Source organism: Campylobacter concisus, assembly GCF_002092855.1.
Lineage (GTDB): Bacteria > Campylobacterota > Campylobacteria > Campylobacterales > Campylobacteraceae > Campylobacter_A > Campylobacter_A concisus_AI.
In genome coordinates this window covers 815,016-829,937 of the sequence record NZ_LVLC01000001.1, presented here as the reverse complement: position 1 = coordinate 829,937, position 14,922 = coordinate 815,016, and the positions used below count along the sequence as shown (strand labels likewise).

General features: G+C 35.4%; 19 protein-coding genes and 1 pseudogene. 18 read left to right on the top strand and 2 right to left on the bottom strand.

Annotation, left to right across the window (positions count from 1 at the left end; genetic code table 11):
- The 4 genes and pseudogenes from A3223_RS09805 to A3223_RS04230 form a co-directional block, all read left to right on the top strand.
- Nucleotides 1-295 (top strand): annotated as a pseudogene (locus A3223_RS09805) (thioredoxin reductase); the annotation flags it as partial.
- 20 nt (nucleotides 296-315) lie between these two features.
- Complete coding sequence (locus A3223_RS09800; RefSeq protein ID WP_257639241.1) at nucleotides 316-873, top strand: hypothetical protein; 558 nt, start codon at nucleotides 316-318, stop codon at nucleotides 871-873.
- Nucleotides 874-1,287: 414 nt separating this feature from the next.
- Nucleotides 1,288-2,478: a NifS family cysteine desulfurase gene (locus A3223_RS04235; RefSeq protein ID WP_084041584.1), complete on the top strand. Its 1,191-nt coding sequence runs from the start codon at nucleotides 1,288-1,290 to the stop codon at nucleotides 2,476-2,478.
- A gap of 17 nt (nucleotides 2,479-2,495) precedes the next feature.
- Nucleotides 2,496-3,488, top strand: coding sequence for an iron-sulfur cluster assembly scaffold protein (locus A3223_RS04230; RefSeq protein WP_084109229.1), 993 nt, complete (start codon nucleotides 2,496-2,498; stop codon nucleotides 3,486-3,488).
- Nucleotides 3,489-3,517: 29 nt separating this feature from the next.
- Here the strand turns inward: A3223_RS04230 and miaA are convergent, their stop codons facing one another.
- A complete protein-coding gene (miaA, locus tag A3223_RS04225; RefSeq protein ID WP_084109228.1) occupies nucleotides 3,518-4,393 on the bottom strand; it encodes a tRNA (adenosine(37)-N6)-dimethylallyltransferase MiaA in 876 nt (291 codons plus the stop codon).
- A 2-nt stretch (nucleotides 4,394-4,395) separates the two neighbouring features.
- Complete coding sequence (locus A3223_RS04220; RefSeq protein WP_084109226.1) at nucleotides 4,396-5,610, bottom strand: FAD-dependent oxidoreductase; 1,215 nt, start codon at nucleotides 5,608-5,610, stop codon at nucleotides 4,396-4,398.
- A gap of 105 nt (nucleotides 5,611-5,715) precedes the next feature.
- Between A3223_RS04220 and mqnP the strand changes: the two genes are divergently transcribed.
- The 14 genes from mqnP (at nucleotide 5,716) to A3223_RS04150 (ending at nucleotide 14,918) form a co-directional block, all read left to right on the top strand.
- A complete protein-coding gene (mqnP, locus tag A3223_RS04215; protein ID WP_084109224.1) occupies nucleotides 5,716-6,576 on the top strand; it encodes a menaquinone biosynthesis prenyltransferase MqnP in 861 nt (286 codons plus the stop codon).
- Nucleotides 6,573-7,094 (top strand): hypothetical protein, encoded by a 522-nt coding sequence (locus A3223_RS04210; protein WP_084109222.1) that lies wholly within the window; start codon nucleotides 6,573-6,575, stop codon nucleotides 7,092-7,094. The genes mqnP and A3223_RS04210 overlap by 4 nt, the downstream gene beginning before the upstream one ends.
- 9 nt (nucleotides 7,095-7,103) lie before the next feature.
- On the top strand, nucleotides 7,104-7,610 hold the full coding sequence (locus A3223_RS04205) for a DUF6115 domain-containing protein (RefSeq protein ID WP_021091068.1): 507 nt from the start codon (nucleotides 7,104-7,106) through the stop codon (nucleotides 7,608-7,610).
- 140 nt (nucleotides 7,611-7,750) lie between these two features.
- Entirely contained in the window at nucleotides 7,751-8,719 is a 969-nt protein-coding gene (gene moaA, locus A3223_RS04200; RefSeq protein WP_084109220.1) for a GTP 3',8-cyclase MoaA, read from the top strand.
- Nucleotides 8,719-9,474, top strand: a complete 756-nt coding sequence (locus A3223_RS04195) for a 7-carboxy-7-deazaguanine synthase QueE (protein WP_084109218.1) — start codon at nucleotides 8,719-8,721, stop codon at nucleotides 9,472-9,474. Before moaA ends, A3223_RS04195 begins: the two co-directional genes overlap by 1 nt.
- Complete coding sequence (locus A3223_RS04190; protein ID WP_084109216.1) at nucleotides 9,474-10,055, top strand: 6-pyruvoyl trahydropterin synthase family protein; 582 nt, start codon at nucleotides 9,474-9,476, stop codon at nucleotides 10,053-10,055. The genes A3223_RS04195 and A3223_RS04190 overlap by 1 nt, the downstream gene beginning before the upstream one ends.
- On the top strand, nucleotides 10,055-10,258 hold the full coding sequence (locus A3223_RS04185) for a hypothetical protein (protein WP_084109214.1): 204 nt from the start codon (nucleotides 10,055-10,057) through the stop codon (nucleotides 10,256-10,258). Before A3223_RS04190 ends, A3223_RS04185 begins: the two co-directional genes overlap by 1 nt.
- Nucleotides 10,255-10,656, top strand: a complete 402-nt coding sequence (locus tag A3223_RS04180) for a hypothetical protein (protein ID WP_084109212.1) — start codon at nucleotides 10,255-10,257, stop codon at nucleotides 10,654-10,656. The genes A3223_RS04185 and A3223_RS04180 overlap by 4 nt, the downstream gene beginning before the upstream one ends.
- Nucleotides 10,657-11,313, top strand: coding sequence for a 16S rRNA (uracil(1498)-N(3))-methyltransferase (locus tag A3223_RS04175; RefSeq protein ID WP_084109210.1), 657 nt, complete (start codon nucleotides 10,657-10,659; stop codon nucleotides 11,311-11,313).
- Between the two features lie 83 nt (nucleotides 11,314-11,396).
- On the top strand, nucleotides 11,397-11,597 hold the full coding sequence (gene rpmE / locus A3223_RS04170) for a 50S ribosomal protein L31 (RefSeq protein ID WP_002942443.1): 201 nt from the start codon (nucleotides 11,397-11,399) through the stop codon (nucleotides 11,595-11,597).
- Between the two features lie 3 nt (nucleotides 11,598-11,600).
- Nucleotides 11,601-12,416, top strand: coding sequence for a 16S rRNA (cytidine(1402)-2'-O)-methyltransferase (rsmI, locus tag A3223_RS04165; RefSeq protein WP_084109208.1), 816 nt, complete (start codon nucleotides 11,601-11,603; stop codon nucleotides 12,414-12,416).
- A 111-nt stretch (nucleotides 12,417-12,527) separates the two neighbouring features.
- Nucleotides 12,528-13,208: a 23S rRNA (guanosine(2251)-2'-O)-methyltransferase RlmB gene (gene rlmB / locus A3223_RS04160; protein WP_084109206.1), complete on the top strand. Its 681-nt coding sequence runs from the start codon at nucleotides 12,528-12,530 to the stop codon at nucleotides 13,206-13,208.
- Entirely contained in the window at nucleotides 13,201-14,142 is a 942-nt protein-coding gene (locus A3223_RS04155; RefSeq protein ID WP_084109204.1) for a phosphatidylglycerophosphate synthase, read from the top strand. Before rlmB ends, A3223_RS04155 begins: the two co-directional genes overlap by 8 nt.
- Nucleotides 14,136-14,918, top strand: coding sequence for a hypothetical protein (locus tag A3223_RS04150; RefSeq protein ID WP_084109202.1), 783 nt, complete (start codon nucleotides 14,136-14,138; stop codon nucleotides 14,916-14,918). Before A3223_RS04155 ends, A3223_RS04150 begins: the two co-directional genes overlap by 7 nt.
- Nucleotides 14,919-14,922 lie beyond the last annotated feature (4 nt).

Below are 14,922 nucleotides of genomic sequence, written 5' to 3'. Positions count from 1 at the left end.
CCCTGAAGATGCAATAGGTAGAGTAGATAGCAAAGGCAAACTAACAAAGCCTGAATATGCTGAAATTTATGATGAAGTAAATGCTCACAAAGGCACATTAAAATCAATGCTCTTTTCTGCAGAGTGGGGAATGTGTGCTGGGATACTTGGAAATCCTATGGGATTTTCATATGGAAATGAAGCAGGCTTTAAAGCAAGAGATTATCAAAGAATTTTCTTAGCAGCTCAGCTAGGAGTAGTAAAGGCTTTAGATTTTTTAGGTGATCTATTTGAATATCAAAAACTTACAATATAGGTCTAAACAAAAATTTACAAATGGCAGAAGAGTTTAGAAAACTATTTACTAATCCTCCACTAGATGAATATGGCATGATGCCTTATTTAGATGAAATAGTAGGTAATTACTTTGTGATGGATTTTAATAGAGGTGGGGTGGCATTTGACCCAGAGGGAACAACACATAAATTTTTAAGAGAGCTCGTAGAAGATAAAGGTGAGCTATTAGATCCTAGAGACTTTGACGCTAATAAAACAACGAGGGAGGAATTTATGTCATATCTCAAAAAGGAAATGCCACATTTTACAACTAGATTTGACAAAAAAGGCTTTCCAAATAAGATGACACAAAGAGACATAGACTTATACATCGACTCCACCCTTCTAGAAGCTAAAATAATGTCTCTAACTCCACCAGAAGGATATCCAAATGCACCATACTACAACACACCAGAAGAGCTAATAAGACTATATGAGGCTGGTAAATTAGACAAAAAGCTAAATCCACTAACGCCAGTAATGTATAGAGATAGCTTTCCTGAAGATCTTAGGCAAAAGATCCTAAGCTATGCCAAAGAGCATAATATAAAGGATTAAATAATAAATTTAATATCTATAGCTCCAAACGGAGCCAACTATAAATATATTAAGCCACTACAATCAAAGACATAGGCATCTCTATGATAACCGGCCTAATAGAACTTTATAAAACCTCATATGAAAAACTAGAAGAAAACTACAACGAAATAATGCATGTAGGCAATATGTTTGTCGCACTATTAACTTAAAAAAATAAATTAATTTTAAGAGATAATTAGACTTTTTTATAAGAAAAATCGCAAATAGCGATATATACAAATTTTGATAAAGAATTTCAATATATTTTAATATCAAAATGAGCTGAATTTTGAAAAAATTAAAGCATATTTTTAAACTTGCTTTTAACTTTTTTGTTATAATATCCCATCAAAAATAAAAAGGATATTTTTTATCCTAATTAAGGTTTTAAATTTGAGAGTATATTTAGACAATAACGCTACAACAATGGTTGATCCTGAAGCTTTTGAGCTTATGAAGCCATATTTTTGTGAAAAATACGGTAATCCAAACTCGCTTCATAAATTTGGCTCTGAAACACATCCAGCTTTAAGAACAGCACTAGATCAGCTCTACACTGGATTAAATGCAAAAGATAGCGATGACATCGTCGTTACCTCATGTGCGACTGAGAGCAACAACTGGGTAGTAAAAGGCATCTACTTTGACAAAATTGCAACTGGTGAGAAAAAACGTATCGTAACAACCGCAGTTGAGCATCCAGCTATTTTGGCGACTTGTAAATTTTTAGAAAAATATGGCGTAGAGCTTACTGTTTTAGATGTAAATAATGATGGTATAGTCACGCCAGAACAGCTAAGAGCTGTAATGGATGAGAATGTAGCACTTGTTTCTATAATGAGTGCAAATAACGAAACTGGCATGATCTTTCCTGTAAAAGAGCTTGCTAGTATCGCTCATGAATATGGGGCTTTATTCCACACGGATGCTGTTCAAGCAGTTGGCAAGATAAAGATAAATGTCCAAGACCTTGACGTTGATTTTTTAAGCTTTTCTGCGCATAAATTTCACGGACCAAAGGGTGTTGGAGCACTATTTATAAAAAATAGTATGCCACTAAGTAGCTTGCTTCACGGCGGCGAGCACATGGGTGGACGCAGAAGTGGCACGCTCGATGTTCCTGGCATCATCGGCATGGGTAAAGCACTTGAATTGGCAAATAAATTTATGGATTATGAGCACTCTCATGTTCGCCGTTTGCGTGATAAGCTTGAAGATGCAATTTTAAAAATTCCTGACGTTAGCGTCGTTGGTAAAAAAGAGCAACGTGTGCCAAATACCATTTTGGCTTCTATAAAAGGCGTTGAAGGTGAAGCTATGCTTTGGGATCTAAACAAAGCTGGCATCGCAGCTTCAACTGGCTCAGCATGTGCAAGTGAAACATTAGAGAGTAACCCAATAATGGAGGCCATAGGGGCAGATAAAGAGCTAGCTCACACCGCACTTAGACTATCTCTTTCTAGATTTAATACAGAAGAAGAGATTGATTATGCGATCGAGCACATAACAAAGGCAGTAAATAGACTAAGGGGAATCTCTAGTACATTTGCCTACGCCCCAGAATGGCATAAGAGTGGATTATAAAATTTAAAGGAAATAACATGGCAAAGAATAATTTGATCGGAGGCTCTATCTGGGATGAGTATTCTAAGGTAGTGCAAGATAGGATGAATAATCCTAAATTTATGGGAGAGATAACCGAAGAAGATGCTAAAAAGGCAAATGCAAAGCTTATTGTGGCTGACTTTGGTGCAGAAAGCTGCGGTGATGCGGTTAGGCTATACTGGCTTGTTGATGAAAAGACAGACAAAATAATAGATGCTAAATTTAAAAGCTTTGGCTGTGGCACAGCGATAGCTAGCTCTGATACGATGGCTGAGCTTTGTATTGGCAAAACGGTCGATGAAGCTGTCAAGATAACAAATTTAGATGTTGAAAGAGCTATGCGTGACAACCCAGAAACACCGGCTGTTCCGCCTCAAAAGATGCACTGCTCAGTTATGGCGTATGATGTTATAAAAGCAGCAGCTGCAAGCTATAAAGGCATAGATCCAGAGCATTTTGAAGATGAGATCATCGTTTGCGAGTGCGCTAGGGTAAGCCTTGGTACGATTAAAGAAGTGATAAGACTAAATGACCTTCACACAGTTGAAGAGATCACGCAATACACCAAAGCTGGCGCATTTTGCAAGTCTTGCGTAAAGCCTGGTGGCCATGAAAAAAGAGAATATTATTTGGTTGATATTTTGCGTGATACTAGGGCTGAAATGGAGCGTGAGAAGATCGAAGCTCAGGCAAATGCCCAAGCAAATCACACTTTAGGTGACATTAGCTTTGAAAATATGACGATGGTAGGACAGCTGAAAGCGGTAGAGTCTGTCATAGATAAAGAAATTCGCCCAATGCTTGAGATGGATGGTGGAAATTTAGAAATTTTAGATATCAGAAATGATAATGGAGAAAATACTGATATTTATATCCGCTATCTTGGTGCTTGCTCGGGCTGTGCAAGTGGCTCAACTGGCACTCTTTACGCGATTGAAAATGTCTTACAAGAGAGCTTAAGCCCAAAAATTAGGGTAATGCCTATTTGATTTTATTAACTAGCCCTTGTGGGCTAGTTTTATTCTCTTAAGAATTTTAAAATTTCACTTCTAATTTGATCCAAATCACCCACGAATTTTTTTTCAAACTGCGAGCGATTAAAGGTTCGCTGACGTTTTGCTAACTGAGCCGTGTGCGTAGCTATGAGCTCTTCAAGCTCGTTTTGAGAAATTTCTTTATCTAAAAATTGCTTGCACTCTTTTAAACCTATTGATTTTAGGGGTTTTGGCTCACTTTTGTATTTATTAAACAAAAATTTTGCCTCATCTATGAGTCCAGCTTCAAGCATGCCTTTTGTTCTCTTTTTGATACGTTCTCTAAGCTCATCTTTATCCCATAAAATTTCAAATATCGCTAGTTCTTTTATGATGCTCTCTTTAGTATTTTCTCTTAGCCAAATGCTTGGGGTTTGGTTACTAAATTTATAAATTTGATACCATTTTTCGAGGCGATAAGAGTCGTTTTGGCTAAATTTGCTTGCAAACTCAGGATCGATTTTTGCAGCTAACTCGTAAATTTCTTCATTGCTTAAATTTAGCTCACATTTTGGCACATCTGGTGCAAGTCCGCTAAGCATTGATTTTAGATAAAAGCCACTGCCTCCTGTAATGATGAGTGGGCAGTCTTGTGAGCGCGCAAAATTCTTTGCATTTTTATAAATTTCAAAAAATGCCCCAACACTAAATTCTTCATCAGGATAAATTTCATTTACACCAAAGTGCTTTATGGCTTCAAGCTGCTCTTTATTTGGCTTTGCGCTGGCGATATCTATCTCTTTATAAAGTGCAAGCGAATCAAGGCTTAAGATGACGCCGTTAAGCTTCTTTGCAAGCTCAAATGCAAGATCGCTTTTACCGCTTGCTGTGGTGCCAATTATTGCAAATTCTTTAAACAAGTCTAGCCCTCGTAAAACGAGCTAAAGAGTAAAATTTCATCATTTTTCTCGTTGTTTTTGCTATCTTTTATAAGACTTGCTAAAACGCCAGCAAAATACGGAGCAAAGCTAAGTTCATTTAGTCCATAAGCTTGGTTATAGATCAAGTTACTATATATGTTATCGCGTCCAAGAGCTGGTTTATCGTTTGAGCTAAGAAGTACGTAGTTTGCCCTAAAGCTAGGCTCTTTTAGCTCGCTTATACCAAGATGTATCTTTAGTTCATTTAAAAATGCATTAATCTTTTCAGTTTTAACAAGCGTATCGATAGCGCCGACTTGTAAATTTGTAATAATCGTAACACCATTTTTAGTAGGATAAATTTTGGCAAATAGATCATTTAAGATGATTGGTTTTTTAGGGATTTGTCCTTCGTTTAGGCTAAGATCAATGGTATAAAATTTAGCCAAAATCGCATTTATGCTCGTGCCTAGTTTATTTGAAAGCTCTAAATTTTTTGAAGCGATCACAAAGTTATCGGCCTCATATTCTCCGTTATTGCTGGTAGCTTTTTGCACTATTTGCCCTTGCGTTTTTAGCCCATAAATTTCATCATTTATAAATTTTACCCCGAGAGAATTTAACTCATTTATCAAAGCTTTTTTGAGCTCATTTGTATCAATGCTTGCGTTGTTGGCTAAATTTATAGCGCCTTTTATGTTTTTATTTATTAGCCCAAAATTTGCAAGCTCTTTATCTATGCTTAAAATTTCTTGCTCGCTATGGGCAACCTTTATCTCATCAAGCCTTTTTTTAAAGCTTTCGTCATTGCTAAAAAGTAGATAAACGCCGCTCTCATCGAAATTTATCTGCGGATATTTGTTACTTAAATCTCTTAAAATTTCAAAGCTTCTCTTACCAAATTTTGAAAACAAAATTTGCATCTTTTTGTCGTGAGCTTTGGTTGATTTAAGTGTAAAATTTGTCATCCAAGCTCTAAAATTTTCATTTAAGCAAATACTTATATCAAGCTCGCTTTTTTTGCTAACTAGCCCCATAAACGAGCTAGATATCGCTCCATCTTTTGCAAGAGCGTGTGTACCAAAAGGCGTTAAAATTCCATTTGTAAAATCATCTTTTTGGCTGCTAATAATTAAAATTTCTTCACCTTTTTTAGCTAATTCGTAAGCCGTAAATAACGCACTAAAACTATCTCCAATAATCGCTACTTTGCCCATAATAACCCTTTGTTTTAAATTAATCTTGTAATGATAATATAAATTCAAATTTAAAGCAAAATGGTGTAAAATCAACCATTTTTAAAGAAAATGGAAATTTATCAAATGATAGAAAAATTAAAAATTATTGCTGAACTTATCGTTTTTAAGCATTCTGTTTTTGCTTTGCCTTTTATTTTTGTTGCGATGATAGTTGCTAGCAAGATAGAAAGTGGCTCGGCTTGGTTTGGCTTTAAACTGCTTATTTTAGGTATTTTTTGCGCTGTTAGTGCTAGAAATTTTGCTATGGCTTTTAATAGATACAAAGATGAAGATATCGATAAGTTAAATCCGCGAACTGCAAGCCGTCCAAGCGTTGATGGTCGTATTGGCAGGAGCAATATGCAGCTTTTCATCGCAGCAAATACGTTTGTTTTTATCGTATGTGCTTATTTTATAAATTCGCTCGCATTTTGGCTAAGTTTTCCTATTTTAGCTGTTCTTGGTGGATATTCGCTATTTAAACGCTTTAGCGAGCTAGCACACCTAGTGCTTGGCCTTAGCCTAGGTCTTGCTCCCATCGCTGGCGTGGTCGCAGTGAGCGCTGCTATACCGCTTTGGAGTGTGCTACTTTGCCTTGGTGTGACATTTTGGGTAGCTGGATTTGACTTGCTTTACTCACTTCAGGATATGAAATTTGATAAAGAAAACAAGCTCTTTAGCATACCAGCTATTTACGGCGACAAGGCTACGCTATTTCTGTCGGCTATTTTTCACGCTTTAGCTTTTATATTTTGGCTACTTTTTGCTTGGGCAGCTGGGCTTGGAGCGATGGCATTTTTTGGAATTTTAGTAAGTGGTGTGATCTTATTTTTTGAGCATAGAATCGTAAGACGCGACTTTAGCAAGATAGATAGAGCATTTTTTACGTTAAATGGCTATTTGGGAATTTTATTTTTTATCTTTGTTTGGATTAGCGTATTATGAGTGAGATTAAGCTGTTTAAAGCGCCTCTTGATATGGAATTTGAGTCTGATAAAGATGGGAGTGAGAAATTTAAAAGAGAGTTTGACTCCATCTTGCCTGGTGAAGAGGATGCGCTTGGGGCTTGGCTAAAACGAGCTAAATCACGTGGTGAAACCAAAGAGAGCGATCAAGTTTTATTAACTTTGTTGATCGAGCTTCATAGAAAAGTTGATGCGCTGAGTGATTATATTAAAAATGAACATAAGCAATATTTGCCACTAAAAGAGAGGACGAGCATCGAAGAAATCGGTTTTACACACATCAAAATAAGCGAAGAAAAATTTATAAAAGATGAAATTTACTACGCAAGGATTGCTATGCCTATCTTTCCAAAGAGAAATTTGAGTCTTTATTTAAGAGCTATTAGTGAAAATTTAGCAAAGATAGAAAATATGCATGAAGAGGATGAAGCCGACTGGAACGCTTATGTAACAGCTAGAGAGCGTGTAATGATAAGAGAAATGAGAGCGAATTCGTAAAGGAAAAATATGGAAATTTATATTTTTTTAGGCTTTGGTATCGTTTTGGCGATAATAGTAGCTTTAATGTTGATAAAAGATAGTGAGACAAATAAAAAATTTGCGAGATTTGAGCGAGCGATAGAAAGCGTTATGCAAGAAAATTTCAATCTAAAAAAGCAAATTTCAATGCTTGAGGGCGAGGCGTTTAAAAATAGTGAACAATATGAGCCACTTAAAAAACAGATAAAAGAAAATATTGATTTGCAAATAAATGAAAAGATTGTACCAATAATTCGTGCGATTAAGAGTATTGAGCGAGTAATTGATGATTTTGCAACAGAGCAAAAAGATAGGATAGTTAGTCTTGAAGAGCGAACAAGAGATATTAATAAAATCGCACCAAGCGTCATCAATGAAGAAGAGCAAATTTTAAAAATGTTTAAAGACGGAAAAAGTGCAGCGATGATCGCAAAGGACCTTCATGTTGGAATGGGGCGAGTCGAGTTTGTGCTTAAATTTCATAAATTAGCCTAAATTTGCAGGCTAATTTTAAAAAAAGACTAATCTACTCTTAAACTACAAAAATTGGCTTAAATTTTTATTTTGATTTAAATCTTTTAACATATAATTGAAAAAATTATAAAAAGCTCTAACCAAGCTTAAGAAGGTGCTTTATGCTAATCGATAAATATGGTCGGATTGTTGATTATTTAAGGATTTCTGTAACTCAGCGTTGCAACTTTAGGTGTAGGTATTGTATGCCTACAACGCCATTTAGCTGGACGCCAAGAGAGAATTTATTAACCTTTGAAGAGCTATTTTTATTTGTAAAAGTGGCTATCGATGAAGGCATAAAAAAGATAAGAATCACTGGTGGCGAACCGCTTGTACGTAAGGATTTGGACGTTTTTATAAAAATGATAAGTGATTATAATCCAGATATCGATCTAGCGCTTACTACAAATGGTTATATGCTTTCACACTTTGCCAAAAGGCTAAAGGACGCTGGACTAAAGCGCATAAATATGTCGCTTGATACGCTAAATGAGCAAAAGGCTAAATTTATCGCACAAAAAAGTGTCTTGCACGAAGTTTTAGCTGGCTTTGAAGCAGCTCATGATGCTGGATTAAAGGTAAAAATCAACACTGTCGCACTAAAAGGTGTAAATGATGATGAGCTTATAAATTTGCTCGAGTTTGCCAAATTTAGAGATTCTCAGATCAGATTTATTGAGTATATGGAAAATTCACACGCAAAAGATGATCTAAAAGGGCTAAGTAGTGATGAAATTTTAAAAATCATCTCACAAAAATATAATGTCACAAAAGATGGAAAACTACCAAATGCGCCTGCGTCTATTTATAGACTCGATGATGGTTATAAATTTGGGATCATTGATCCGCACAAGCACGACTTTTGCGAGAGTTGCAACCGTATCAGGCTAAGTGCTGAGGGGCTTTTGATACCTTGCCTATACTTTGAAGAAGCACTAAGTATCAAAAAAGCAGTTGAAAAGGGTGATATCGTAGCTGCAAGTGAAATTTTAAGGCAAGTGCTAGCAAACAAACCAAAAGAGAATAAATGGGCGATAGGTGCTAGCAATGAAACCTCTTCGCGTGCCTTTTATCAAACTGGTGGTTGATGAGCAAAGAGCTAGAGCTAGTTGAGGCGTTTTTAAGTATTCAAGGCGAGGGAGCTTACCAAGGCAGACTCGCCATATTTTTACGCTTTTTAGGCTGCAACTTAAACTGCTCTGGCTTTGGCGTGCAAACAAAGTCTTTAAAAACCGGTGAAAACCTACTAGGATGCGATAGTATAAGGGCTGTTTTTAAAGGGCATTTTAATTATAAAATTTACAGTGTAGATGAAATTTTAGGCATAGTTGATAACCTATGCAAAGGCTTAATGCAAAAGCCTATTATTGTTTTAACCGGTGGCGAGCCGCTCATCTGGCACGAAAATGAAAATTTTATAAATTTGGTAAAGAAATTGCTTGAAGATTATGAAGTGCATTTTGAGACAAATGGCACTATCTTAATTAATTTTGCTAAATATGAAATTTATAAAAACTGCCATTTTGCACTTGGTGTAAAGCTAGCAAATAGTGGAGTTAATGAGCAAAAACGCATAAATTTAGACGCTATTTTGGCTATTAAAAATAATGCAAGAAGTAGCTTTTTAAAATTTGTCCTCTCGCACTTTGATAAAAGCGAGTTGGACGAGATTATAAATATAAAAAGTCAAGTTGATTTGCCAGTTTGGTGTATGGCAATAGGGGCGAATAAAGCTGAGCTAAACGAAAATGCTTTAAAAGCGGCAGAATTTGCCATAAAGTATGGATTTAACTACTCAGAGCGTATCCACATCAGGCTTTGGAGCGATAAAGAAGGTGTTTGATGATTATTAGAAAGCTTTTTAGATTTGAAAATGCACATATTGTGAGATTTTGCAGCTCAAAGCGTTGTAGGACTAGCATCCACGGGCACAGCTATGTGGCTGAAATTTTACTTAGCTCAAATTTTCTTGATAACGCCGGCATGGTTTATGATTTTGGCTTAATGAAGCAAAACATAAAAACGATCATTGATAGTTTTGATCACGCTACGACAATATTTTCAGGCGATAATGTTGAGTATAAAAATGATCTAAAAAAGCACTCGGCAAGATGGATCGAGATCCCACTAAATCCAAGTGCAGAGCAGTTTTGCCGCATATTTTTTGTACTCATAGAAAGACTACTTGAGCTTAGTGTGATGAACAACGGTGAGCGTGAAGTGAAGCTTCATAGCATTATCGTGCATGAGACTGATACAGGCTATGCACAGTGCTTTAAAGAGGACGCCATAAATGCGCAAATGGGCGAGATAAAGCTAGATGAGATCAAATTTTCAGATGCTATCATAGAAGAGTGGGAAGATAAAAATTTATTCGAGAAGATGAAAAATAGGTTAAAAATAGAAATTCCAAAGGACGTTTGATGAAAAAAATTATAACTTCTTTTTTATTTATAGCTGGTCTATTTGTGGGCTGTGGAGATAAAGATGAGGCTAAAAATGATGTTAGCGAGCCAGTGCCGAGTGACGTGACCATAGCCCAACCAGACGCAAATGTCACAATCGATGAACAACTCCCGCCTGAGCCAGTTGTGGAAGAGAACGAGCCTTCTAAAGATAAGAAATGAACGAACATCTCTCCTCACTTTTTGCATACACTTTGCCATTTCACGTGATATTTTTTTATGCACTAGTTGCCTGTAATATACTTTATTTAATACTTACTCAGTTTAGCAGCAATAGCAAAAACTATGTGCTTCGTATAAGATATTTTTTACCGATTTATCATATGCTACTTAGTTTTCTTGTGCTAACCGGACTTATTTTATGGGCGTATTATGGATATGAGTTTAAATTTAATGCCATAAAAATGTTAATTATCTTAATAATTTTAATCGCACTTAGTGCCATAGGTTTTAAAAGGCTAAAAATTTATGCAGCTAATGGCGACTTAGAAAAATTTAAAAAATTCGCCCTTATTAAGGGATTTTTTGATCTTGTTTTAGTTATAGTTGCAGGGATTTAGATGAAATTTTTATATGATAAAAATGCAGGTAATGAAAGCTTAAAGATAGTAAATGAAGCCTTTTTGCACCTAAAAGCTAGAAGAATGCAAGCTGGTGAGCGAATAAGTGTTAGAAATTTACGAGATTTTAAAGAGTATATTTATGAAATTGATGAGATTGATAGGCGAAGTGCGAGCTTAAGTCTTGTCTTTGCCAGCTCAAATGGCGAGCAAAAATTCGACTTTATGATCGCTTGGGCTATTGTCGATCCAAAGACGATCGAAAAGACATTGCCATTTTTAAATGAACTTGGCGTTGGTAAAATAGCTTTTGTCTATACTAAATTTTCTCAAGCAAATTTTAAGATAGATATTGAAAGGCTAAACTACATAAATGCTCTATCTTGCGAGCAGTGCGGACGAACTTCACTAATGGAGTTTGAAATTTATAAAAATTTGGACGAGCTAATGAGCGTTTATAAAAATGTCTCAGCTATAAATTTTGGTGGTAAAAGCTTAAATGAAAAAAAAGATGACGAGCTTTTAATAATCGGCCCAGAGGGTGGATTTAGCGAGGATGAGACGGCTAAATTTAAAAATAGCTACTGCCTAAATACTAAAAATATCTTAAGATCACAGACTGCGGTTATCTCAGTAGCGGCAAAATTCCTAGCTTAATTTATTTGATTTTTAGATTTCTTTTTATATAATCAGCAACTTTTAATGTAGATAATTAGCCCAAAAATAATAAAGGAAAAATGATGAAAAAAGATATCCATCCAGAATACGTAGATTGCACTGTAACTTGTGCTTGCGGAAACACTTTTAAAACAAAGTCAAACAAAAGCGAGATCAGAATTGACATTTGCGACAAGTGCCACCCATTTTTCACAGGCAGCGAAAAGATAGTTGATAGTGCTGGCCGTGTTGAGAAATTTAAGAAAAAATACGCTCAAAAATAAGCCTTGCTCTACTTTATTCCTACTCCAATAGGAAATTTAGAAGATATCTCGCTTCGTGCGATTAGAATTTTGCGTGAATGCGAGATAGCTATTTGCGAAGATACAAGAGTCTGCAAAAGTCTTATAAACTTGCTAAATGAACGTTTTGACGCAAGTATAAATATATCAAAATTTATTCCACTTCACACTCACAACGAAAATGATTTTTTTGTAAATTTAAGTGATGATTTTTTTAGCAGAAATGTAGCCTACATGAGCGATGCTGGCATGCCGGGCATAAGCGATCCAGGCGTTAGCCTAGTAAGATACGCTCAAAAAAATGATATCAAATACGAAATTTTAAGCGGAGCAAACGCCGCACTTCTAAGCGTGGTCGCAAGCGGGCTTTGCGATAAAGAATTTGTTTTCTTAGGCTTTTTACCAAATACCGGTAGAGACAGAGCTTTAGCTATACAAAATGCTTTAAATTTAGCCTATCCAGCCGTAATCTATGAAAGCCCAAAACGTATATTAAGCTTGGTGCAAAGCATCGCAAATTTAGAGCCAGAGAGAGAAATTTTTGCTATAAAAGAGGCTACGAAAAAATTTGAGAGTAAGTTTAAAGATAGTGCTAAAAATTTAGTCCAAATTTTAGAAAAAGTAAATTTAAGTGGAGAGTGGGCGATTGTCATCTCAAAAAGTGACAAAACAGCCACTCAAAATATTACAAAAGATGAGATATTTTCACTTGATCTTGCCCCAAAAGTGAAAGCAAAATTACTTAACAAAATAACTGGAGAAGATGTAAAAAAGATATATGATGAGCTTATAAAAGCTTAAATTATAAGCTACAAAAATACTAAGTGACACTAAAACGAAAGTGTAAAATTTACTCTAGTTACATACAAAAATAAGTTAAATTTTAATTGACTTTAGCTACCATAAGTTACCATGATAATATACGGAAAACAACTATTTTTACATATTTTGAACAAGCGACCACAGATATTAGAAGAGATATATCTCTCAAAAGAGTGTGACAAAAAACTCTTCTCTAAAATTTGTGGCACAGGCAAAAAGATCATTCGCGTGGATAATCAAAAAGCACAGTCTTTAGCTCGCGGTGGAAACCATCAAGGTTTTTTAGCTAATGTTAGTGAGTTTGAATTTTCAGACATTGCTGAGCTTAAAAAGCTAAATTTTATCGCCATTCTTTACGGCATAAGCGATGTTGGCAATATCGGTGCTATCGCTAGAAGTGCCTATGCTCTAGGCTGCGAGGGTCTTGTGATAGTGGCAAAAAGTATAAATATGCAAGGCGTTTTAAGATCAAGTAGTGGCGCTGCTTATGAGATACCAATAGCGATTTTTGAAGACGGGCTTAGTTTGATAAATGAACTAAAGCAATTTGGTTTTAAAATTTATGCAACAGCAAGTAATGGCAAAAACGTAAAAGAGATGAAGTTTGCTGGTAAAAGAGCTTTGGTGATGGGCTCAGAGGGCGAAGGCATACCGCAAAAAGCTCTAGCAAAGTGCGATGAGTGTATTGGTATAAAGTTAAAAGAGGGCTGGGACTCCTTAAATGTAAGTGCAGCTTTTGCAATAATTTGTGACAGGATGATATATGAATGAATTAGAGAATTTAAAAGAGATAGGTATAAAGGAAATTTCACGTAAAACACATATTGAGCCTACATTTTTACAATATATTTTTGATAAAAATTTTGAAAAATTATCACGTTTAAATATTAGAGGCTATGCCAAAATTTTACAACGTGAATATGATGTTGATTTGAGCGAGTTGCTAGCTGAATATGATGCCTTTATGCAAGAAAACACTCCAGATGAGAGTCACAAAACTAAAGTTACTCCAAAAATTTCTTCTTACACTCCAAAAGATATTACCATACAAAAACAAAGCGGTAGTGGCGGTGCTGGATTTTTATTTTGGCTCATCATTTTAGCTATTATCGCTGGTGGGGCATATCATTTTGATGCTTACAAATATATCGAGAATTTTTTATCGTTTTTAAATGATGAGAATAAAAGCGTGAGCTATTCGCAGTCAAGCATAGTAAATGAGGTGAAGAAAAATATCATCGATACAAATATCACCATCTCTCAAAATAGCCCTAAAATAGAGGCAAACGCATCAAACTTGAAAATTTCAGCTCCAGTTGAGCAAAATATGACAACAAGTCCTGCAAACATGGAGCAAAATGCTGTAAAGCCAAGCATGGCAGCTCAGCCAGCTCCTAAGATAGAGCAAAACATTACAAAGCCACTAAATGAGGCGGTCATTACACCAAAACAACGTGTCTGGATAGGCATCATTAACCTTGAAAATGGTCAAAAAGTATCAAACGACACAAGTAAAAGCATAAATATAAATTTAGACCAAAGACAGCTCGTAGTTTGTGGAAATGGCAACATTGAGCTAAAGATCGGCGATAAGGTGACAAAATATAATCCAAGCCGTCCAGCTAGATTTTTAGTAGAAAATGGAGAGATGAAATTTGTGAGCTATGATGAGTTTGTAGAACTTAACAAGGGCAAATCTTGGTAAGAAAAATAGCGATTTTCACCGCTTTTAGTGTATTTGCCTATGCTTTTAGTTTACAAACTAGTGCAAGTGCTTTAAGCAATGCTGAAAATGTGCAAATTTCTTTAGAAAATTTAGACCAAAATGGCTCACTCAATGTCAATGAGCTAGTATCAAGATTAAAGCAAAGCTCAAGTTACGATAGCATTTCATTTGGTTCAAATAGTTTGAATTTAAAATTTATAAGTGAGCAAAAGGTTCCTTCTACATTATTTGTAAAATCAATAAATTCAACTCTGGATGATGCCAACATAAGTATCTCAAGAATAAATTCTCTAAAAAATGGAGATCAAATTTCTTATGGAATTTCGGCCATAAAAAATGGTGGAATAGATCCAAGCTTATTAAGCTTAGCACTTAGTCAAAGCGGTTTTAAAATTTTAGGATTTGATAGAGTTGATGGGAATTTAGAGATATTTTTAGATGCTCAGAATATGATCCTTAAGGCTGCAAAGGTAAATTTTGACGAAGAGACGCCACTTTTAAAAAGCGGTGGTACTTATTTTGTTGATGTTGAGGGTGCAAGTAGTCTGGATATCGCATCAAAAGAGTCAAATAGATGGATGCCGCTTGTTAGAATTTATGATAAAAATTTAAATCAGATTGACTCTATAAAAGAGGAGCAAGCAAAAACCGCCGTTTCTATAAATTTAGCAATAGGCGCAAAATACGCATTAATTAGCGACAATGTTGATATAAATAATATAAAAAATGAGATAATTATCAAGCTTATAAAATAGGAGC

Excerpts from the sequence above, each read along its gene's own strand:
- A3223_RS04155 (WP_084109204.1), top strand. The coding sequence starts at position 13,201 with ATGAATGAATTAGAGAATTTAAAAGAGATAGGTATAAAGGAAATTTCA.
- moaA (WP_084109220.1), top strand. The coding sequence starts at position 7,751 with ATGCTAATCGATAAATATGGTCGGATTGTTGATTATTTAAGGATTTCT.
- A3223_RS04195 (WP_084109218.1), top strand. The coding sequence starts at position 8,719 with ATGAGCAAAGAGCTAGAGCTAGTTGAGGCGTTTTTAAGTATTCAAGGC.
- A3223_RS04210 (WP_084109222.1), top strand. The coding sequence starts at position 6,573 with ATGAGTGAGATTAAGCTGTTTAAAGCGCCTCTTGATATGGAATTTGAG.
- A3223_RS04230 (WP_084109229.1), top strand. The coding sequence starts at position 2,496 with ATGGCAAAGAATAATTTGATCGGAGGCTCTATCTGGGATGAGTATTCT.
- rpmE (WP_002942443.1), top strand. The coding sequence starts at position 11,397 with ATGAAAAAAGATATCCATCCAGAATACGTAGATTGCACTGTAACTTGT.
- rlmB (WP_084109206.1), top strand. The coding sequence starts at position 12,528 with ATGATAATATACGGAAAACAACTATTTTTACATATTTTGAACAAGCGA.
- A3223_RS04185 (WP_084109214.1), top strand. The coding sequence starts at position 10,055 with ATGAAAAAAATTATAACTTCTTTTTTATTTATAGCTGGTCTATTTGTG.
- A3223_RS04205 (WP_021091068.1), top strand. The coding sequence starts at position 7,104 with ATGGAAATTTATATTTTTTTAGGCTTTGGTATCGTTTTGGCGATAATA.
- A3223_RS04180 (WP_084109212.1), top strand. The coding sequence starts at position 10,255 with ATGAACGAACATCTCTCCTCACTTTTTGCATACACTTTGCCATTTCAC.
- mqnP (WP_084109224.1), top strand. The coding sequence starts at position 5,716 with ATGATAGAAAAATTAAAAATTATTGCTGAACTTATCGTTTTTAAGCAT.
- A3223_RS04175 (WP_084109210.1), top strand. The coding sequence starts at position 10,657 with ATGAAATTTTTATATGATAAAAATGCAGGTAATGAAAGCTTAAAGATA.
- A3223_RS04190 (WP_084109216.1), top strand. The coding sequence starts at position 9,474 with ATGATTATTAGAAAGCTTTTTAGATTTGAAAATGCACATATTGTGAGA.
- A3223_RS04220 (WP_084109226.1), bottom strand. The coding sequence starts at position 5,610 with ATGGGCAAAGTAGCGATTATTGGAGATAGTTTTAGTGCGTTATTTACG.
- A3223_RS09800 (WP_257639241.1), top strand. The coding sequence starts at position 316 with ATGGCAGAAGAGTTTAGAAAACTATTTACTAATCCTCCACTAGATGAA.